The sequence below is a fragment of the Lewinella sp. IMCC34183 genome, assembly GCF_003390915.1.
Lineage (GTDB): Bacteria > Bacteroidota > Bacteroidia > Chitinophagales > Saprospiraceae > Neolewinella.
Genome location: NZ_QMEM01000017.1, coordinates 1 through 20,817, shown reverse-complemented (window position 1 = coordinate 20,817; position 20,817 = coordinate 1). Strand labels below are relative to the sequence as shown.

Annotated in this window: 16 protein-coding genes; all 16 read right to left on the bottom strand. The window is 39.8% G+C overall.

Annotation, left to right across the window (positions count from 1 at the left end; translation table 11 throughout):
* Positions 1-305: 305 nt before the first annotated feature.
* Positions 306-1,010, bottom strand: a complete 705-nt coding sequence (locus DQG19_RS21050; protein ID WP_157974635.1) for a Cthe_2314 family HEPN domain-containing protein — start codon at positions 1,008-1,010, stop codon at positions 306-308.
* 173 nt (positions 1,011-1,183) lie between these two features.
* Positions 1,184-2,191 (bottom strand): hypothetical protein, encoded by a 1,008-nt coding sequence (locus DQG19_RS20415; RefSeq protein ID WP_116128398.1) that lies wholly within the window; start codon positions 2,189-2,191, stop codon positions 1,184-1,186.
* A 232-nt stretch (positions 2,192-2,423) separates the two neighbouring features.
* On the bottom strand, positions 2,424-3,206 hold the full coding sequence (locus tag DQG19_RS21045) for a hypothetical protein (RefSeq protein ID WP_157974634.1): 783 nt from the start codon (positions 3,204-3,206) through the stop codon (positions 2,424-2,426).
* A 214-nt stretch (positions 3,207-3,420) separates the two neighbouring features.
* A complete protein-coding gene (locus DQG19_RS21040) occupies positions 3,421-4,035 on the bottom strand; it encodes a hypothetical protein (protein ID WP_157974633.1) in 615 nt (204 codons plus the stop codon).
* Positions 4,036-4,560: 525 nt separating this feature from the next.
* A complete protein-coding gene (locus tag DQG19_RS21035; protein WP_157974632.1) occupies positions 4,561-5,097 on the bottom strand; it encodes a hypothetical protein in 537 nt (178 codons plus the stop codon).
* Positions 5,098-5,533: 436 nt separating this feature from the next.
* Positions 5,534-7,426 carry a methyltransferase domain-containing protein gene (locus DQG19_RS20410; RefSeq protein ID WP_116128396.1) on the bottom strand — a complete coding sequence of 631 codons (1,893 nt, stop codon included), beginning with the start codon at positions 7,424-7,426 and terminating at the stop codon, positions 5,534-5,536.
* Between the two features lie 1,806 nt (positions 7,427-9,232).
* Positions 9,233-10,087 (bottom strand): hypothetical protein, encoded by an 855-nt coding sequence (locus DQG19_RS21030; protein WP_198661827.1) that lies wholly within the window; start codon positions 10,085-10,087, stop codon positions 9,233-9,235.
* Positions 10,088-10,314: 227 nt separating this feature from the next.
* Positions 10,315-11,043 (bottom strand): hypothetical protein, encoded by a 729-nt coding sequence (locus DQG19_RS21025; RefSeq protein WP_157974630.1) that lies wholly within the window; start codon positions 11,041-11,043, stop codon positions 10,315-10,317.
* Positions 11,044-11,262: 219 nt separating this feature from the next.
* A complete protein-coding gene (locus DQG19_RS20405) occupies positions 11,263-12,597 on the bottom strand; it encodes an acyl-CoA thioester hydrolase/BAAT C-terminal domain-containing protein (protein WP_116128394.1) in 1,335 nt (444 codons plus the stop codon).
* Between the two features lie 387 nt (positions 12,598-12,984).
* Positions 12,985-13,731, bottom strand: coding sequence for an ImmA/IrrE family metallo-endopeptidase (locus DQG19_RS20400; RefSeq protein ID WP_157974629.1), 747 nt, complete (start codon positions 13,729-13,731; stop codon positions 12,985-12,987).
* Between the two features lie 16 nt (positions 13,732-13,747).
* Positions 13,748-14,086 carry a hypothetical protein gene (locus tag DQG19_RS21020; RefSeq protein WP_116109407.1) on the bottom strand — a complete coding sequence of 113 codons (339 nt, stop codon included), beginning with the start codon at positions 14,084-14,086 and terminating at the stop codon, positions 13,748-13,750.
* On the bottom strand, positions 14,076-14,738 hold the full coding sequence (locus DQG19_RS20395) for an RNA polymerase subunit sigma (RefSeq protein ID WP_116109409.1): 663 nt from the start codon (positions 14,736-14,738) through the stop codon (positions 14,076-14,078). Before DQG19_RS20395 ends, DQG19_RS21020 begins: the two co-directional genes overlap by 11 nt.
* Positions 14,739-15,359: 621 nt before the next feature.
* Positions 15,360-16,361: an RES domain-containing protein gene (locus DQG19_RS20385; RefSeq protein WP_116128390.1), complete on the bottom strand. Its 1,002-nt coding sequence runs from the start codon at positions 16,359-16,361 to the stop codon at positions 15,360-15,362.
* On the bottom strand, positions 16,358-17,146 hold the full coding sequence (locus tag DQG19_RS20380) for an endonuclease domain-containing protein (protein WP_116128387.1): 789 nt from the start codon (positions 17,144-17,146) through the stop codon (positions 16,358-16,360). The genes DQG19_RS20385 and DQG19_RS20380 overlap by 4 nt, the downstream gene beginning before the upstream one ends.
* Before the next feature lie 920 nt (positions 17,147-18,066).
* The gene (locus tag DQG19_RS20375; protein ID WP_116128385.1) at positions 18,067-19,485 is read right to left on the bottom strand and encodes an erythromycin esterase family protein; all 1,419 of its coding nucleotides are present in this window, start codon (positions 19,483-19,485) and stop codon (positions 18,067-18,069) included.
* Between the two features lie 126 nt (positions 19,486-19,611).
* Positions 19,612-20,070 (bottom strand): hypothetical protein, encoded by a 459-nt coding sequence (locus DQG19_RS21015; RefSeq protein ID WP_157974628.1) that lies wholly within the window; start codon positions 20,068-20,070, stop codon positions 19,612-19,614.
* Positions 20,071-20,817: the final 747 nt, after the last annotated feature.

The following is a 20,817-nucleotide window of genomic DNA, read 5'->3' as shown; positions in this document are numbered from 1 at the left end:
CGGTAATCCTCTTCGCGTAGTTTTTCAATGGTGGAAGCGAGGGATTTACCTGACTGGCGGTTCTTGAGGGGCATCTGGCTTGATTGCCCTTAAAGATACGGCTTGTTGATGACTTTGATCAACTTTGGTGGGTTTTTCTGAGGTGATGCGGGCATTGCTGTCGGCGAACGATTGCCTACCCGACGGCCGCCTTTACCAGCAAACAACTGGGGTATCGACTTTCATACCAGCTATTTCTAAACCAATAATGGCAGCTACAGGCTGAGTCGGCGGCTGTACGTGGTAGGCGGTGTTGTGTGCATAATTTATTTTTTCTTTGACGCTATTTCCAACACATACTTACCAACATTATCAAAAAATTCCTTTACGTATAAAACAAGCGTATCTAAAAGCTCTGTGAATTTTTCCTTCTTTTGCTTGACAAAGTCATCAGTCATAGTTTTATATAAGTGTGCGTATTTCTTATGGTCAAAAGAAACATCATTATCTCTTAGGTGATAAAATGGCTTCAAGGAGTTTAATTCATCTTCTGTATGAGTTTGCGAATGAGCAATTTTATTTCTATTTGCTCTGTGTGTGCTAATTAGTTTATTTGCCTTGTTTAAGGCCGAGACAAAACTTTTGGTTCTTATGTTACCATTCTTAACTATTGTGTTATCCCTACACTCTCTTTCAGGCAGTCCTAATTCAAATACTTGGTTGAGAAGCCGCAACATTCTATCATATATAGATGTGAATCGCATATAGAAGTTTTCTATCATAAAAGTAACATAATCAGGCCGATTAATTGATTTATGAATATTTCTTCTGTATCCAGATAGCATTTCTATAGCATGATATGTCTGATCAATACAATCGGTAATATTTGTAGCGTACGTAAAGGTATCAGCACAATATTCTTCATGAATATTCATTAAATCTCTATTCATCGAATAATTTGACCGGATAATGTAATCTCTCAATACAGGGGTCAAAGTGCTAAAAAGTGAGGTATCTTTAAATTGGTCCATATAGGTCATGGATAGTAGTACTGTTAGTTAACGGACAAAATTCTTTTGTTCTAGAACACAGACATCACAGTTTTAGCTGATCTATTTCTGTTAGATCGGTTAAAATCCAAAAATTCTATTACGTGCTATTGTGATATTCTCTAAAAATTTATATAGTTATAAGTGACTGCCGTTTAGTTTTTGACAGTTTGATCGTATTTAGATAAGGCAAGGTCATTACGGTTCTCACGCAACGCTTTTAGCTCTAATATATAGGCTACAATTTCTGCTTGATGTTCATCCTTCTCGTGGATAAACTTTTCGATAGGATCTTCTTCATACAAATTCTCAGTAACAATATTAGTAAAAATAAGGGCTTTATCGACTATGCTTTTAGGCTCAGTATTCAATTCTATACCTCTCTGCTTAAGAACATCTACAACATAAATTACCGTCATTGTAATAAACGACATCACTCTTATAACTGGGTGAGGGTGGGTTCTTTCTTTATAATACAAGGGCAAATTTCTGCCACCAAAGCTGAGCATATAAATTAAAATTGAAGAGCAAACATAAACTAGCATAAATTCTATCCTCTTATCGCTATAATCTTCATTAAAAACTCTATCTCCGTACAAAAACATGTGATTGCAGATGAACCTAGCACTAAATTCATCTGCATCTAGTTCAAGTATATGCCGCTCAATATTGAAGTTCCCCTCACCTGATAGAGATTCATATAGTTTTGATTTCAAAGAGTCACTCTTCTGAACTAAATGTCCCATTTCATGATAGAAGGTAAAATGCACGCAAACTTGATACATAATTATCTCGAGTGGGTTGTCCAGTAGTTCCACTTCTTCTTCATAATTTAATTCGCAAACACCTTTACTACAATCCAATTTTTCTAAAAACGTTTCAAACAAATAGTGCATTAACCCCATATGAAAACATATCACATAGTTTTCGTTTGACTTTTCAGCATATGCATTGATAGAAAATGAACTCCTATAAAAAACTGATGCTGGCTCAATTAAATATTTATCATATGCATTCTCTAAGTTCTTTTGATAAAATCCATAATTTGCGTCATACTCTTCAGCAAATTTGGCATCAGAGTAATCAAAGATAGACTGTTGATCTACTATTTTTAGATCTGCTAATCGCTTAGATTTGGCAAGATACTGTTCAATGTGTTCCATACATTAAATATAATGAAATTTCAATTACGCAATATCCGAGATGTTTCAACCTAAAGTATTGCGTTATGGGTTTTTGCTGTTTCTAGTTGCACACAACGGGGGCCTACCCGACGGCCGCCCTCGTAAGCAAGTAAACCGGGTGTCGAGCATCATTCCGCCCAGATCTAAAGCAATAATAGCACCCGAAAGCTCAACTGGCGGATGTACGGGTAGGCGGTGTTCGATGCAGTTTTTATTTATATGGATTAAATGAATGTAAGTAATTCTGAATAAACATTCGAAGCTGTTGAACTTCGTCTTCAACTTGCGAAACTCCGAATCCTTCTTTGTACAGTCTTTGAGTAATTCTATTATATACTATAGCGTTGTTAATTTCAAAGTTTTGATCCCCCATTTTGCCGTTAGCTAGCTCATCACGGTAATTTTTAACTTCATCCAAATAAACCTTTAGCATGGTATTCGATCTAAGCTCCAAATATCCGACAACTTTATCTCTAATTTCTGATGGTAGAAAAGGTTCTGACTTTATTTTTTTTATTTTATTATTGATTCTAGTAAATGAATTTGGAGTTCTAATCCCTCCGCGAAATTCGCCAGCTTTCAAGATTTCAAGTTTATGCTCCTTGAACACTTTGTTGATTTCGTCAAGCCCATCGTCCGAAAATCCCTTATTAGCCCAATAATCCGAAGATTCGGGATCAAATTCAGCTATCAAGAATGAAGATAGGTTTTCTATGTGATCAAAAGCCCTCTTATGATATTCTGTATTTACCGGATTCAACAGTCCTTTCTTTGCGTTAGAGTATGTTAAGTAAGCAAGTATAGATGTCACAATAAAAAATACTGACTGAAATATATTTTTGGTGATGGTGATAATCTCTGATTGGTATTCAATATTTGTGTCGCCAAGAAAAATTATAAAGATTACAATTCCGCCAACAATTAATACGAAGGTGGGAAGTGTTAAAACCAATACAATGGTTCCTAAGCATGATTTGTAGTTTGTTTGACTCATAATAATAAATTGCCGCAAACTCACACGAAGCTTAATCGTAATAACATATTGAGGTCTGGCGGCTGAGAGTTGTGGCTGGTATCTAAGTAAATGATCAGTTACTTTCAGAAGTCCACCTCCTCGTGAAGTTAAAGCTTTTGCGCCGATATGATGTATACATTGCGGATACCATCGAAAGCTACCAATATGGCTCTTTGTTTAAAAAGGTGTAGTGTCAACTGGTATTTCTAACTATCTTTTTGTACATATCGTCTAGAATTTGGCTCCAAAATACTAGTAACTGATCTAACAGATCTCCAAATAATTTTATAGCTACAACTGAAGAAGGATTATCCATTAGGTTCAAGTTATACATATATACTTCTATGTCTTTGTCATAATGGGCTCCCGCTTTGTTTCGAAAATTAGCTATTTCTGTATCAAATCTAAATTGTGTTTTAAAGTCGCGTATTTTCGTCGATATGGTGTTGAGTTTTTGTAAAAGATTTTCCTTGTCTGTTTGTAAGTAATTTCTAATAGCTAGTTGGTGTTGGTTGAATGTCTTGACAGATTCATAAATCACAACTACGCCGTTTTTTATATGAAATTTTCTTTCCCAATCTAGTTCAGTTGTAAATAGGGCTTTTAAGGAAACCAGTATGTCTAAGAAACAGGTTAAAAAGAAAAGTAGATATTTAATGTGATCTTTAATTTCAGTCAAATCTTTATTTCCAGGATTATACTCTTGCTGAAAAGCAGGGTTATTCAATGTATTTAGCAATGAATAAATCTCTGACAACTCGTTTTGATAATGAGTGATAAGATTATCTAAATTTTCCTTGGAGATCATTTGAGATTAGTTATTTTTTGGTTGCATCGAACGATTGCCTACCCGACGGCCGCCTAACCTGGTCAACGCTACGGGTCTCGACTATCATTCAGCTTGCTTTTAAAGCAATAATAGCACTCAAAAGCTCAACCGGCGGCTGTACGTGGTAGGCAGTGTTGGGTCCAGTCTTTTTTTGGCCTTTGGCCCATTCTATAATTTTTAGATCTGCGACGGGTAGCAGCTTACTCTATCCTTTATGTTTTATGGCTGCGGGCTGGAGTAGCGCCTGGGTTATGATCAATGAAATCTGATGAGTTAGTGGCTACGGCGAAACCCAGGGGGCAACCGACGAGGTTTTTTCTACGATTGAGAGCATGGGCCAAAACCCGCAGCGTAGCGGAGGCTTTTGGCCCATAGCGAACATCGCCGAAAACACCGGACCCGATGATATTCATCCAGTTATTATTCTGGCTGTAAAATATATAAACCTAGATTATCGGGATACTTATGAATTAGTTTACAGTACCAGTAAGTGAGATGATCTTACTATCGCCTATTTCCGTCATTCACTTGTTTTTCCTTCTCAAGCTGGAAGGTGATTAATTGATGGAGAACACGCTTCGCAGAAGTAGGTAATGCCCCATATGCCTTTCCCTCCTCTTGAAAACTTAATTCATTCCCAAATTTCACATAAGCATATTTATACATTGGGTTTTCTGCTTCCATTTTACTCAGAGCTACATTCATAATAATCGTATCTGAACTGATGAAATAAAAATCGCTATGTATATAAGCTTGCTTGAGTTGGGATAAATAGTGTGTACACTCTGACTTTTCAATTTCGTACTGAGTTGATTGAGTACTGAAACAATCACTGTCTATACCATGAGAGAACGAAGAGGAGTCTGATCCTTGGAGCAACGAATCCACTCGGTTAATTTGAATCTGCATTTCTTCAACATCTACTGCGCTAAGATTCACATCCAGAGATTTAACCAAAGAAGTTTTGCAGCCGCTAGCTAACACTGTAATTAGAAATGTGACTGATAATATGCCAATCTTGAGACACTGCACAATGTTCATAAAATAAGGTACTTATAACTATTGTTGACGAAGTGAAAATGAGTAGGAATACCTATGTCTTCGTTGAAACAATAATCTCACGATAAGGGGTAGCCGATATCACCCAGGCTTAATCCGGTGATGGGTTGCTTCGATTTCCAGTCCAAGCCAAAATAGCGAACGAAGAGGCTGTCGTGAGATTATTTGACACCGCACAGGATATTTCCTCTTTGGAAATATATAACGCGAAATAAGAAGATTGCACTCGTGAAGTTTTTGATAGTTACCGTTTGGTGTCTCTTTGGCTATTCTGCGGGCTGTGGATTGGACCCAACGTGGGTAGCCACGATGCGCGCCTACACTGACTAACTTTTCTAGCACTCTCCTTCTTCCCTGCCTGTCTGTGACACCAAAAGAACCGAAAAGCACAACCGGCGCGTAGACGTTGGCTACATTGTTAGGCGCTTTTCTTTAATACTACAATTTTAAATGGTGATTTGGCTCCATAGGCCACAGGTATGTTCCTAACATCAATATTAAACCCGTTGTTTTCAGAGATTTCAACCAAATCTTCTCGCGTTATTGTATCGATCATATCCATATTGTGAAGTATAAAATTATCGATTTGAGTACTGCTGAGTCCAGTCTCCTGCATGTTTTCTTTCCAAAATTTAATTTCTTTCTCTTTGATTTCTTCTTTTGAAGAATGAAATATATCTGTGATCAAGATAACACCAGATTCTGATAAATAATCGTATGCAGTAGAGATAAATGACTCAAATTTGTTAGTGGTATCTCCCGATAAAATATCGTGTAAAACTAAACTCATAACAATAACATCGAATTTGATATTCACCAAAGTTTCATGCATATCGTCCCAGGCTATTCCTTTTACGAACCTATGTGGTTCGATTTTTCTAGTAACTTTATTCATCATAATATTCGTCATAACATCCCCTTCTCGATCTATACCAAAATATCGGACTTTAGCATCTGGACTTTTATGCTCATACGATTTGTTTAGTCCATTTATCCATCTTATGGCCGGAACGGTGAGCGCTCCCGTACCATAACCAATTTCTAATATCTTCATTTGGTTGTACTCGACAGGAGTATGTAATAATTCTATTATCTCTGATTTTAGTAGGCGGACTGTGTTTTTTATTAGTTCCTCGTATCTCCATATCCAGCAACGTATATGTATATCATAAAAGTTAACGTATTTAGGTCCTCGATCTTCAACTGATTTATTTTTCCAAACCCAACATCCAAAATCATTTGCTTGAATCCAGCTCTTCCTTAATTCTGAAAACGACTTTAATTCACTAGTGAAAGGGATCGCATCTTTGGTGATCCATTCATATTCTTTCATCGCCTTATCAGCAATGCTTGCGTCAAACACTACTTTTAAAAGTTTTTTATCATTTTTATTTACATAATAACAAACTATATTAGATTTGGGAGCAACGAGCAGATCATTTCCAATAGCGTCTTGGAACTCCTCGTGATTTATGGTAGAAATTGGAATATGGCTAAATTTTATAGAATAGAAATCTGTGTGAATTTTTGCCAAATCATAAAATCTAGATAGGTACTGCGGATGAAAAAATTCGCTCCAAGGGAGTAAAAATGTTCTTTCCTTAACAGCTGTAGTTTGAGCGTCAGGTATTGTATCCCATATCTTTTCTGTTTCATCGGTAAGGTCAGCTATTGCATATATATTGTCATCAGGAGATACTAGCCTTAATATAGACGGATAGAAATCCGTATCTAAATATAAAACGTTCCTGCCGTCGGGAATTAGCCCCCTACGCAAGGAACTAATTAATCCAGAGAAAACTGCAAAGATAAAATTTTCTTGATCTTTTGAGGGCTCAACAACTGAATGAATAAATCGCAATAGATTATTCATCTCTTTCTCGAAGTTCTCTGCTCGCGTACTACTACCCCCAAGAATATAAAAATTATCTATATCGGTCCGAAAGGAAGATGGAACCTCCTTTTGCTCGAACTGCTTGAGTTTTTCATTTATTTCTTTATTCTCTTGAAGAATTGAAGAGTACCGCTTACTCTGTCCACTTTGTTTAATTAAATCTTGGTCTTCAATTTGGTTAACTATTTTCAATATATCTGACCTAACAGCATTATTATAAATTTCAATTTGCTCATAATCTAATGTTCCATTTCTATCCTTAATCTTGTGCCTACTTATCCTGCTTTTCGCTAAAATAAAGCTATCGTACAGATCGGATTGATTTTGTATGTTTTCTTCGATGACTAGAAAAGCAGAATCAAGTCTTTCAAGAGCAATATACTCCTTCACGATATTCTGTATTTCAATAGCGTTCATAGAAATTGTCGTTTAAATATTCAGATGTATCGCTTTCTGTTCAATAGCTGCATCTTGGACAATAATAAGAAGATTTATTGATTCAAACTAAACACTAATGGTAGAGAATGGATGTGCCTAGCGCCTAACGATTGCGCCGGCGCAGACCGGCTACCACCAAGCAGCTCACCGGACCTCGACCAACCTCAAGATAACTTTTAAAGCTTCATCGACACCAATCCGCACCCTCGCCGGTTTGCCGCTGGCGCGGTGTTGGCGGAAGCTTTTCAATAATTTATTAGTTACTGCGGAAATGTCACACTTTGGGCGATGAGCGGTTTTGCTTCATTTATCTCACCCTTTTAATCCTAACTAGTAAGCTTGTCAATCATTGATTAAAGAGCAGTTTCTCGTGGCAGCTTCAAACTGGTAATAGGGGCCTTAGTTGATCGCGGTAGCTCATTAAATGGCCAATCATGGGTTTGATGAGGTAGCTTTCATCTGTAACTGCGGTCTATGTAGGGTCAGCTAACTCTACCCTGGCGGACGGCGGAGTCGTGCTACACTACCTTTTACCTGTAAGTGCGGGCTCAGTAGTGCGCGGTAGCGTTACCTTGGCGAACGGCAAAACAGCCCTGGTAGCTTTAATCAGTGAATGTGGTTTGAGTGATGCGGGCTAGGTTTACGGCGTCAAACGGCACTATACCGTACCAGTACAGGCCTGTAGTGAGGGCTCTGCTATCTCCTAGATAACTTTATTAGATTAACTTTATAAATACATCATATATCCAAGTTCCAACCAAAATAAGTATCCACGCTATAATTATTCCAATCAATGGATAGATCGTCCACCGAAGTTTTGACTCCCTAGTTCGAGTTTTAGATGTCCACAGTCCGACGAGTCCTAAACTATATAGCGGAATGCTAAAAAACACAGCCAATGGATGAATTCCGATAATGGCTCCAATCACAATTAATACCTTACTGATGGTTTCAAATATTCGAGCCATTTTATTCATACTTGAATAGCATAATACTAAACTTGGCCATGCATAGTTTGCGCCACCGTCAGTTCGGGATGCACCGCCCGCCCAGCGTTAACTTGGAATTCAAAGCTAGCCTTTCTGGCGTAAGTGAACATGGACCAAAACCCGAAGCCTGCGTAGGCTTTTGGAGCATTGAGAACGTTGCCAGATTGGCAGCTCTATCGACCACTCAACCATTTACTTCAGCGCACCCAGACTTCCTCTCCTCTGCTGTTCTGTCGGTCATTTCAGTTACTGCGGGTTGGTAGTTTCCGCCAACGATTGCGCCCACGCAGCCGGGGCATTCTTTATTTGAATGTACAGACTCTACCTCACCTACGAGGGGGCGGCGCGGCGGCATGGACCGAAACCGACCAGCGGGAGCTTTCGGTCCATTGACGACGCGACGAACCCGGCCACCAATATTACTCACTAGGCTCCAATCCATCAGCCCCGGTTGACGTTGGGCGCGGTGTTCGGCGAATACTTTTATAAATTTGGGTTCTCCTACTACATTATTAATTGTCTGCTCAAATCATCTTGGTTTTAAGATAATAGTCCACCATATTTCACAACCACCGTTGTCCATATCCATCCAGCTAGTGAGCTATAGCTCAATTCCTTTAAAAGGAAATACTACTATCTAATCCAGATTGATCAACATTAGGTTTAAACCCCGCATTTGAAAAATTTGCTTAAGCTGATCTCTACTGGAAGCAAGGAAATATCTTTGTTCTCGTGTCGTCATTTAGCACCATCTTTGCATGACATCTTTAACTACGGATAAGATGATTGAAAATCATTATTCCAATTCCCCGAGGACTAGAGGATAAATTGTCCTTATGGCGATTTTTCGTGATCTGTCTAGACTTTCATAGTCACTGTTGAACTGTTTTTCTGCGAGTTGATTCCACAATTCTTCATACACACTAAGTAATGTATGATACACTTCTTCATACCGCTTGTATGGCACAGAATCCTCAGATATGAGCGCAACAATTGCACTTGAGGCTGTCATAACTTCCCCAAAGTATTCAATATTCTTACTTGATAAAACTGGAAGATTAATATTTGACGTATCGCTAACAAGAAATTCCTTTGTCTGTTTCTTTAATTCGGTAATTGAAACATGATCTTGATTACGCAGTGGCAACTTGATTGTTCCAGTATCTTCAAGAACAACTTTTAGGACATTGCGATCGCGAAGTTTGGACAGGTCCGGGCGGTCATCGGTTAGCGGTGGAAGGCGGACTATCTGTCCTTCTCCTAATCCAGAACCATAAAGTACCAATATTTTTTTACTGTGCTTCTGAATGAGCTTTTTCACTTCCTTGACATAGCCGACCGGCAGACCTGGATCAATCTTCAGTTGAATTAATTTAGGGTTCCCTCCTAGGGTTATACTAGCAGCAAGTAGATCTATGGTGTCGCTCAATTGATCGAAAGTATGGTTATCGCTACCATCTATTGTGATATTATCTGTTGAGCCCAAAATGATACTCTTTGATATTACAATTTCATCTTTTGACTCAATTGTCGGACCGTCGACCGGATCACTATCAGACTTATTGTTTGAATTACAACCCATTAAAAACAGAATAAATAGTAATATATATTGAATGTGTGTGCTCATTGCGGTGGTTACTGGTTTTATCATAAACGTAACTATTCTTTGTATTTGCCGGCCTGATGCCGGCTGTTTCGCCGAACGGGGGCGCCGGCGCAGACCGGCTCCACCAACCAGCTCATCGGACCATCACCAACTTCACCCCAGAATATAACACTCTCGACACCCACCCCCTCAACTGCCGGTTTGACGCTGGCGTGTTGTTGGGCGATCTCTTTTATAAAGTCTCTTAAATGATAGCAATAATGGCTCTTATGTTAAATTTTTTGTATCAGATTCTCAAAATCTATTCCTTTTACATTCATTACAATAACTGTGAAGGTTTCACCTTTGGTAGATATTACGTACTGTGTCTGCCGGGAGGTCGAAGTACCCGTTGACGCATCAATTATAACTTTAATGTATTCAATACTCTTCGTTTCCTTGAAGTTTGTACTTACTAATTTGTGTATAGCTCCAGTCCTATTTTGCCGCTCTTTCAGTGTCTGCACTAACATCTCAGCATAATCTGAAGCTAACTGGGGATTCAAGTCTACGTATCCCCCTCTAATAATCCAATATGCGTTTTGTGGATTTAATGTATCGCTATACAAAGCTTTGTTTTCAGAACTGTTTTTGATCTTCTCTATACCCTGGGCTGTAATTCCTGACTGAGTTTCTCCTTTATATTTCTCCAACCGTTTTCCTAATTCTTCTATGGTTACTTCTTCATAACCATCAGGTATTGGAATGTCAATGTTTGGAATTACATTATTCTCAATTGTAAAAGGAACCAACTCTACGGAAGGTGCTTTGCTTTTATTATTTCTGCATCCGTATCCGGATACTGAAATTATTAGAAAGATCAAAATAAGTTGAATCGCATTTTTTACCAGTTGCATAGAGAGAATGCGTTCATTTTGACCTTGCAGTAGCACTAAGGAAAAGTTTGACTTTGGTGATAAATGTACGCTAAAAATGAAGATAAACTGAAGTCTTGAGCGCATGATCAGGTGTTGCTCGGACCGCCTTAAATGGCGGTCTGTCACCCAACGGATGCGCCACCGCAGGCCGGCTACCACCAGCCAACTTACGGATCAAGAATTTTCTTTCCTAGCCGATCAAGCAATCTCGACACCCATCAGCTTAACCGCCGGCTTGACGATGGCGCAATGTTGGGCGAATTTTCTATTTAAATTAAACTCCCTATTCAGATGATCAACATTTTATTTTTTGATAAAAGCCAATATATCATTCCAGGACTCTATGGCCGCAATAGCGTTTCCCTCGTCTGTACCGCCCCTGGCTGAGCCCTCCGAATAGTCCTCAGGGGGAAGATAGGGTATGCCGCAGCCTTGGCCTCCGCCGGCAAAGTTGTGACCAGCATCTTCATACGATTTGTGCAGATAGGAGTAGCGAAACCCATTGTTTGCTAGCCTAGACATCATTCTTTCGGCCATCATCGCTGATGGCCACATCTTATCATCAGCCCCGGATATGAAAAGTATCGGACACTCTATCTTCTCCACCGGTATGCTGGCTCTACTGATCATCGCTGAGTCTTGGAATGCACTTAGAAATTTTGGGCCATCATGGTATTGTACTCCCTCTTGACTCATCTTTAATTCAATTCTTTCAGATTCCTCGTCCGTATACTCTGCATAAGGAAACGAAATATTACGGTATGTAAATGACGATTTCCCTGGTTCCCAACCAAACCATACCACGCTAGAGGGGGCCTCGGCAACCACATAAGCGACTCCATGATACTCACTGGCATACAGCAATGCTGGTTGTGAGCCCATCGACCTTCCCATGATTCCAATACGGTTTTGGTCAATTTCTGATCTATTTTTTAACCAATTGAAGGCCTTGTCTATATACTCTAGTGGAACTTCAACGATTCCATCCGGAAGACCACTCCCATTGAAATACTTTAGGTCTAATACGGCGAATCCCTCAGTAGCAAACAACGAAGCTCTCTCCGATCTGAATTGTCCACTAGACCCTCCTAAAAAGATGATGGCAGGGACGCTTTCTTTATTCTTAGGCTGGTAGTATTCAGCAACAACCGTATCATTGATTTCAAGAACTTCAAGATTTGCCTTATTATATTCTCGCGTACTGATTCTATACGTAGAATCACTAGCAACAACGGAATCGCTAGCCACGACATCTATAAAAGCCATGAAGCCAGTACCAGTAGAGACTTGGTGATAATCGTCGCATTTTGCGGACCAGAACAATCCCATCGGATGTACGCCTATATAATTACCGCCTAAGGAAGGTTGTCTACTGGGATCTATTGTTCCCGCTTTGTCCGCAATAAAGGTTGCTTCAGAAGTCCAAATGTGGTTTTTTTCGTCCTGGAAGCTAAGTTTTAAGGTAGCCTCTGTCGAGGGTTGAATACCTGATACTTGAATATTTATGGGCTTGTGGTAAAAGCTGCTATCTGGTTGAATAGATATACTGATTCTATCCGTATCCCTATTCTCTTCACAACTGGTCATTAAGGAAATGGAGATAAATAGAAATGCAAGTTGTTGGAAAATAGATCTCATAGTTTTCTCTTGGTTAAAATCTAAAGACGAAGCTACCGGCTATGGGTTGCAAGGTAGTCTTCAAAACACCCCATCTACATCTCAATTTAAAGTAGTCGCTCTACTTGATTTGGGCATAAGCATCTGATTATCAAGTCAAATTCGATTTGAAGCAATGCTCTGTCAAATCTAACTCAACTGGCTGATTCCCGCCTCTCCATTGGATTTCTTGTGGTTTTAGGGCCGCCTTTAGTGGCGGTATTTCGCCCAACGGGGGCCTACCCGACGGACGCCTTTTCCAACAGGTAATTCGGGTGTAAAGATACTTATACCAGCTTCTAAATCAATAATAGTACCAAAAAGCTTAATCGGCGGCTGTACGTGGTAGGCAATGTTCGCTGCATCTAGTTAATCAAACCACAAAACGCTAAGAATGTGTCTAAATTTTTGATAATAGAGGCAATATTCTCTCATAGGTCTTTCAAAATTGGTATAAAACCAATCTCCAGAATAAGAATGACTAAGCTCTGACTCACTTTTATTCCCTAATATATATTCGTTCATGAATGAATCTAAAGGAGGAGTATTCCCGATACTGAATCGATGCTTGTAAGCGGGAAAATCCTTACTTTTTTCATACCACACCAACTTACCATTTTGACAAGCTATCACCATAATTTCATGATTGCCAATCTCACAATATCTTTTTAATACTGACAATATGCTAGCATCAAATGTATTTGATAATAATCTTATTAATTCGATTCCAAATGGACGGCCTTCGCAGAATCTTTTAAATAGCGCCGTTGGCATTAAGATACTAGCAGCAAAATAGTCTGCCTCTCGCTCAAAGTAATTATGCTGATTGAAGGTTATGGTAGAAAAATTAACCTCCCCCATTTTAATCGCTTCATGGTGATGAGGGATAATATAGTGACCCAACTCGTGGGCCAATGTAAAGCGACCTCTCTTAGAATCTAAACGATTTCCAAGATTAGAATTTAGATGTATATGTATTGAATTATCAAAAACAAGTGCGCCATCGAAATGATCACCGTAGTCATCTATATGCAAACGTATGTTCTCAAATTCCAATATATTTAATAAATTAATATAACTGCCTTCCGCTGCATTTCCAGCCGCGAAACTGGCCAATTGAGATAAATATATTCTATTGATCTTCCTGTTCAGAGCTTCCACTTTGATTCTTCCTCATTTTTTCTAAAATGTCAGGGTCGATGTCATTTTTATTTCTAGCTGCCAATCTCCATTCATTAATGTTTTCATTCTCCAACGCCGTGGATGTTCTATTCGTTTTGATCGTTTTATCTTCATCATAATTTAATATTCTTTCTATGCTTAGGTCGTCAACGCTAATTTTAAAGTTGTGATTTCGATACATGACTTCAAATCTGGCTAGCTCCAGCTCATTAGAAGGAAATAAATACCCCAAAGACCGAAGCCACTGATTAAAGTTATCACCACCCATTTTACTCTTCTTATTGTCCATAAATTTCGAGATATTCATCAACCTTCTTGTACGCCTCCATTTTATAAAATCGAATGGTACTTTGACTGAGATTCAATTCACTTCTAAGTTCCTTTAGCAATTTGCCGGGCAAATTATAGCCATCTTTTTCATATGCTTTGTAGGTTAGGTACACTATTTTATGTTTTTCGGAAAGTCGAGCTAGCGCATTTTGGATAATTTTGTATTTCTTCTTTAGTATCATTTTTGTCTCTATTGGGGTGTTGTAGGAGTCAACATTTGGAAATGTTTTAATAATTCTTTCTTCCCCAGTATATGGGTTTTCACTCGTTTCATCTTGACGAATTTTGAGAAGTTCCTTTTTCGCGATTCCTAAAAGATACAACAATACGGCCTTATCGATATTAGAGCTCTTCGCCTTATCCTTGGTGAAATTCGGATATTTCCAAAACCTGCCAAATGTTCTTTCAGTGAGCTGCACGGCTGTACTAACGTCGTAACCCCAATTGGTACAGATTATTTCACACTTTTGAGCTACGTCTTGACAAAAGCGAAAATAGAATTCTCTGAAAGCCTTTTCGGCTTCCACAGCATAATCGTCATCAGCCTTCCAGCTAATCAACTCGACCAAATCTTCAGTGGAGTAAGAAGTGTAGTTCTCTGTTTGCTCCAAAATACCCAGGGGTGTGGTTTAGTACCAAAAAGCGTTGGTAACGGTATTTGATAGTGAAGGTGATAACAGTTCCATTCACCCCAAAACTACAAAACATGAATGTGTTCAACGTTTCTTACGACCTGAATAAAGCAGGTCAAAACTATGAAGGCTTGATCAAGGAGATCAAGAACTCCCACTCTTGGGCTCACCCTCTCAAATCCACTTGGCTAGTTGCAACTACCGAAACCGCTACTGCTTTATCCCAAAGGCTACGTAACAAGATGGATCAAAACGATCACATCTTAGTAATCCGTGTCACAAATGATTACCAAGGTTGGTTGTCTTCTGAGCACTGGGACTGGATGAAAAAGTACATTACTCAGTGTGCAACAGAATGTTCTAGCATTCCATACTACCGTAGGTACTAATTTGATATAAGGGGGGACACAATCATGCTGTCCCCCCTGCTTCTTTGATGGATGTGTTTGTATAATTGCAGCGAACGATTGCCTACCCGACGGCCGCCTTCACCAGAAAACACTTCGGGTGTCAACCTTCATTCCGGCCACTTATAAAGCAACGATAGCACCCAAAAGCTCAACCGGCGGCTGTACGTGGTAGGCGGTGTTGTGTGCATTTTTAATGAATAATTCGGTTTTCACTAGGCTTCCATATAATACTATCGGTTCCACTGTCGTAGCTTTCAAATGGTTCAGTACTCTTTTCCGAATATGTGCCGTCCGGTTTTAGAAATATTACAGATTTTTCAAATGCCTTATATATTATCTTACCTTCGGTAGCTACGCTGGGTTTAAGGGCTAAATTGTAAGAATCAGGCAATAAAGTGCTTTGATATAATAGGCCGACTAAGTCTTCGTTTTTATCGAATATGTAATTAGCGAGAGCACTAGTTAATTTGTACTTATTACTTGATCTTTTATCAATTATTTCACCAAGTTTGGTGCTAAGATACTCTTGCATCAAATTAGACCCTTGATATCTGTCGTCTAGTTTCACCATCGCAAAAACTTGTGCAGCAAACCTTTTAAGTTGTTGCAACTCACCAGCTTCAATTTTGCTATATGTGTGTGGATTTAAAATTGCTCCAATTTGAAGGGCTCCAGTTAGTTGCCACCTAGATATAGAGTATCCAACTTCTGTGGTTTCATTTACATGTTCAAAAACTTTAACTTCAGCTATTGCTGTTCCCTTAATCCTTCCTAAATATAATATTGCCTGCCCCTTGGAATTAATTCTACCATAATCAATTTTCTTTGGAAATGGATTAAAAGAATGTCTTTTTCCATTATAAAAATAGTCTCCAACATTGTCAAGTTTCGACGCTCTGGTATACCAAAGGTCTGAATAGGGCGGAATGTCAAACTTTATAACCGGCAGATTTGCATTGGCCCGAGCCAATATTGAATATACCTCGTCATAAGCTTTTTCGTTATTCAGGTCAACCGACTCGATTTCCTGAATAATCCGTTTGGCAGTTTGTTCATCAATCATTCGTGGTGTATCATGAGATTGTCGAGATTCATTTTTCAAAACTTTATCTTGCTTTCTGATAAATGCATATAGTATGCCTACCGAGATAAGTGCTACGATCGTCAATACACTGGCTTGCAGTACATTCATTCTTTAGATTCCAGATATTCAAATAACTCGACGCTGACAGAAACCGGATCTCTCCATATCTCACCACCCGAAAACCGTATGACATCATAGCCATTTTTCTTGAGAATTCTGTCTCTTGCTCTATCATTTTCAAATGAAGATTTATTTGAATGGTATTTAAATCCATCACACTCCACAATCAACTTAAAGTTGTCATCGGAGGGTTTCCATATCAGCAGATCACTTCGGATTTGTTTGTTATTAATTTTAATGTTAGATATAATTGGTTGTAATACAATCCTGAAAGCATCCCACCCAAACACTTCTACTACAGTTCTATGCCAGTCGAAGGTGGCAAAATCTTCCTCCGTATATCTTCCAGATAGTATTTGTTTCTTTTTAAAATCCTCAAAATTATCAAAATTATCATCTCCTGTCATTTTTACATAATCAGTTTCTAACTTTAGTATATTTTGATGGGCGGTTCTAAAGTCGTTTAAAAATCTAGGTACTTTGGCATAAGGTTGATCATACCAAGGCCCCAGCATTGCTTTCCTAACAAACAACAATGTAAGCGAATTGAGGAATATTCTTTCTATAGGCGATTCTGCAAAACGAAAAACTAGGTCAGAATTGAATTTTGGAAAGAACTCAAAATATTTTTTCAAGAATTGATTAAATTCAATTTCCACCTCATCCGTAGTAATTTGATCATCAATCTCTTCTTCTATTGTTTTAGACACAAAGTGATGTAATAGGGGTTCAAATTTCTCTTTGGTTTCTAAAAAGTCTCTAAGGTTATTCATAGAATATATTGTTTTCTTATTGCACACAACGAGGGCGGCCACGCCGTGCCGGGAAAGACCCCGGCAATCTTTGGTTCAACCCAAGGTACATTATCGACTCCAACCGACACTACCCTACCCGCCAGCCCCGGCATGGACGTGGCCGCAGTGTTGGCTGACGTCCTATTATTGATGGAGCGATAGCGACTGTTTCTACGCGGCAGCGGCGTCCGTCCTGCGCGGGGACTATTCGTGCGCGGTAGCGCTTTTTGTAGTAGTACGGGCTGTTTCTGCGCGGTAGCGGCATCCGTAATGCGGGGACTGTTTCTACGCGGTAGCGTTATTCGGAGTAGTACGGGCTGTTTCTACGCGGCAGCGGCATCCGTGCTGCGGGGGGACTGTTTCTACGCGGTAGCGTCTTTGGAGTAGTGCGGGCTGTTTCCTACGCGGTAGCGGCATCCGTCCCGTGGGGGGGACTGTTTCTACGCGGCAGCGGCGTTCGTTCTGCGCGGGGACTGTTCCTGCGCGGTAGCGGCATCCGTCCCGTGGGGGGACTGTTCCTGCGCGGTAGCGGCGTCCGTCCTACGAGGGGACTGTTTCTACGCGGCAGCGTTTTTCAAGTACTACGGTATGTTTCTACGCGGCAGCGGCGTCCGTTCTGCAGGCGACTGTTTCTACGCGGTAGCCGGTTCCGTCCTGCGCGGGGACTGTTTCTACGCGGTAGCGGCGTCCGTCCTGCGGGGATCTGCTTCTACGCGGTAGCTTTCATGAAGTCGTGCGGGCTCGGATGTCAGCCAACGGTTACGCCGGCGCAGACCGGCTCCACCAACCAGCTCATCGGATCATCACCAACTTCATCCCCTAATATAAGACACCGTCGACACCCACCCCCTCAGACTGCCGGTTTGACGCTGGCGTGTTGTTGGGCGAATACACTATGACTAGTCAATCAATTGAGTTTCAGTAGTGTTTTTAATAATTATCACCAGGTCGAAATACTCCTTCATTAAATAAATTCCGGCGACACCCGGAACGTAATCTGCTCCAATACTGTGTACTAATAGCTTATTAAAATTATACTTTTGAACATCATGTGATTTGATAAACACTATAGGTTCATCAACGTCCTTGAAATAATAGCCTAGTTCCCCTTCTTTAGTTTCTAGTTCAACTTTGCCTAGATTATAGGCATCGGAACTGTCCTCAAGATCAACTATATCTCTCTTCCTTGTTGTTTTATAATTTGGCATGTGGTAGGCATTAAAAGAACCTCTTGTAAAATCTTGACCGATGCTGAAGTATTTATTACCAAGTGCATTTTTAAGTACGCCGCCAGCTGAATAATGCGATCTCTGTTCCCTCTTCTTTGGATAGTACACATTGCAGACATGCCAATTATGTGCCCAGTAAAATCCTTTTACATTGGAGTTATGGTTTAAATGGTAAAGAATATTTTCCCCCATTTTCAAATCTCGATAACTTTGAAAGTTCTCCTTCCCTTTTTCAATGATCATCTGTTCTAAATGCCTAAGTAACGTACGATAAATAAATTCGTCCCGCCCTTCGAATAATATTTTGGTAGCTGACACTTTCTTGTTGTTCAGTATCATCTGATGCTGTTTAGTATCCTGCTCACTAAAAGTGGAGAAATCATTTTCTACTAATTGAGAATCGATACCTGGGTTGATCAAGGTTGAATCGTACTTTAAAATAATATTGTTAATTTCTGAGAGCGTAGAATTGAACCTTTGCATATCACATCCAATAAATTGTAGCTTCTTATCATTATCTTGCTGCGTATTGTAATTCCTCATCCACAATATTAAAGATTGCATTTCTTCCGTGATCCAAGGCCACATTGCTAATGACTTCACAACTTCCGTTAAGTCATCTTCCGCTCCATTAATGTATCTGTTCGCCCTCAGACAATTACTATAATCAGCCTCAAGAAAGAATACATTGAATCCATGGTGTTCAACTAAATACTTGAAGAATCTGTGCCTATTTAGAAAAAACTCATGCGTACCGTGGGTAGATTCTCCCATACCAACTACTCGAGATTCAGAAAAGTAGTTATCAAACTGGGCTAAATCGACTAAACTCGTATCTGGTTTATATGATGAAAGGGTTCCATAGCCTTGACTTGATAACTCACTCGTATACCCAAGAAATAGAAATAATATTACAATAGCCGAGATTAGATTAAAGGTAAATATGCTCTTCATGAAGTAATTTTTATATTGATTTTCTCGTTGTGTAGTGGTCGTTTCGCCCAACGATTGCGCCCACGCAGCCGGGGCATTCATTGATTTGAAGGTAGCGACTTTAACCCCACCAAAAAGGGGGCGGCGCGGCGACATGGACCGAAACCGACTAACAGGAGCTTTCGGGCCATTGACGACGGGACGAACCCGGACACCAGTAGTACCCACCAACTTTCGACTTGCCCAGCCCCGGTTGACGCTGGGCGCGTTGTTGGGCGAAGATTAGTTTTCACCCCTATGAGTTCCAACTATTGCATAATGCAAAAATCCTAACAATGGATAAACCCAGCAACTGACAATTGGCTTAAAAATTATAGCCATCGCAAGCTGTCCATCGGATCGATAATGCATTTTTTCCCAGTCTAAATAGAACAAGAACGGAGGAAGAAACACAACAAATCCTATGAGAGTACAAATTAACACAATATTGGTATAATTGCCTCTGTTGAAGAGGTTTCCTATATACACCATGGCGATTATTGCCAAGATTGCTTTCACCAAACAAAATGAAACATCATTTGGGTCTGGTACTTTTTGTAATGTAATTTGCTTACCCATCCACTCTATAGCGATAGTGGCATACGCCGGCATGTATATTGTAAGTCCAGATAGAATGCTTAATCCCATAAATGCTAGACCAATGAGTCCGGAATTAGCATATTTCAGCGCAGTATAATTCATGAGCTATAACAATTTGTTTTTTATTGGATGCGGTAGTAATACTTGAGAAACGCCGGCTGTTAATCTTCTTTTACCTAATTATTAAAGTTAGTGTAGACTATAGGTATATAGTTTTGACAAGTGTCATTTTGCGTAAACAATGAGCGACCTTTAATGATCCCGTAGTCCATACATGGAGCGCTGGATTCATTAAATACTAAAACTAATAAATTCTGGTTGAAATGCGCTATGCCAGAATAGCTCGAGCCTCTACCGGTAAAGTACGTAAATGTACTATCCTCTAACACTCTTAATGATACAAAGCCGATGGGCGCTTCCCGTTCCGCTATCAGGACATACTGATCGAGGTTAGATTGATTTTGATTGCAGCAAACAATAACAGACAAACCGAAAGCAAACCACAAATTTTGAAAACAACTAATCATTCTAGTATATTTTGTCTAAACAATGATTTTCCGTTCTCAGACTTTCGCTTAACATCCGTAAATCGTTGGAATTTAGTGCCGCCTTAAATGGCGGCTTTCGCCCAACGAGGGTGCCTACGCTATCCGGGATCATTCGAGCACCGGCTCCAAACCTGAAACACAAAGCTAGCCTTTGCGCCGCCAGTGAACATGGGGCAAAACCCGGAGCGCCAGCGGAGGCTTTTGGCCCATTGAGAACGGCGGCGCAATGGCCACTACCGTCACCCTAGTGCTTGTCTTTGACCACGGAGCCCCCGGATTGACGTAGGCGCCGTGTTGGCGG

Excerpts from the sequence above, each read along its gene's own strand:
- DQG19_RS21050 (WP_157974635.1), bottom strand. The coding sequence starts at position 1,010 with ATGGACCAATTTAAAGATACCTCACTTTTTAGCACTTTGACCCCTGTA.
- DQG19_RS20415 (WP_116128398.1), bottom strand. The coding sequence starts at position 2,191 with ATGGAACACATTGAACAGTATCTTGCCAAATCTAAGCGATTAGCAGAT.
- DQG19_RS21045 (WP_157974634.1), bottom strand. The coding sequence starts at position 3,206 with ATGAGTCAAACAAACTACAAATCATGCTTAGGAACCATTGTATTGGTT.
- DQG19_RS21040 (WP_157974633.1), bottom strand. The coding sequence starts at position 4,035 with ATGATCTCCAAGGAAAATTTAGATAATCTTATCACTCATTATCAAAAC.
- DQG19_RS21035 (WP_157974632.1), bottom strand. The coding sequence starts at position 5,097 with ATGAACATTGTGCAGTGTCTCAAGATTGGCATATTATCAGTCACATTT.
- DQG19_RS20410 (WP_116128396.1), bottom strand. The coding sequence starts at position 7,426 with ATGAACGCTATTGAAATACAGAATATCGTGAAGGAGTATATTGCTCTT.
- DQG19_RS21030 (WP_198661827.1), bottom strand. The coding sequence starts at position 10,087 with ATGATAAAACCAGTAACCACCGCAATGAGCACACACATTCAATATATA.
- DQG19_RS21025 (WP_157974630.1), bottom strand. The coding sequence starts at position 11,043 with ATGCGCTCAAGACTTCAGTTTATCTTCATTTTTAGCGTACATTTATCA.
- DQG19_RS20405 (WP_116128394.1), bottom strand. The coding sequence starts at position 12,597 with ATGAGATCTATTTTCCAACAACTTGCATTTCTATTTATCTCCATTTCC.
- DQG19_RS21020 (WP_116109407.1), bottom strand. The coding sequence starts at position 14,086 with ATGGACAATAAGAAGAGTAAAATGGGTGGTGATAACTTTAATCAGTGG.
- DQG19_RS20385 (WP_116128390.1), bottom strand. The coding sequence starts at position 16,361 with ATGAATGTACTGCAAGCCAGTGTATTGACGATCGTAGCACTTATCTCG.
- DQG19_RS20380 (WP_116128387.1), bottom strand. The coding sequence starts at position 17,146 with ATGAATAACCTTAGAGACTTTTTAGAAACCAAAGAGAAATTTGAACCC.
- DQG19_RS20375 (WP_116128385.1), bottom strand. The coding sequence starts at position 19,485 with ATGTCGCCGCGCCGCCCCCTTTTTGGTGGGGTTAAAGTCGCTACCTTC.
- DQG19_RS21015 (WP_157974628.1), bottom strand. The coding sequence starts at position 20,070 with ATGAATTATACTGCGCTGAAATATGCTAATTCCGGACTCATTGGTCTA.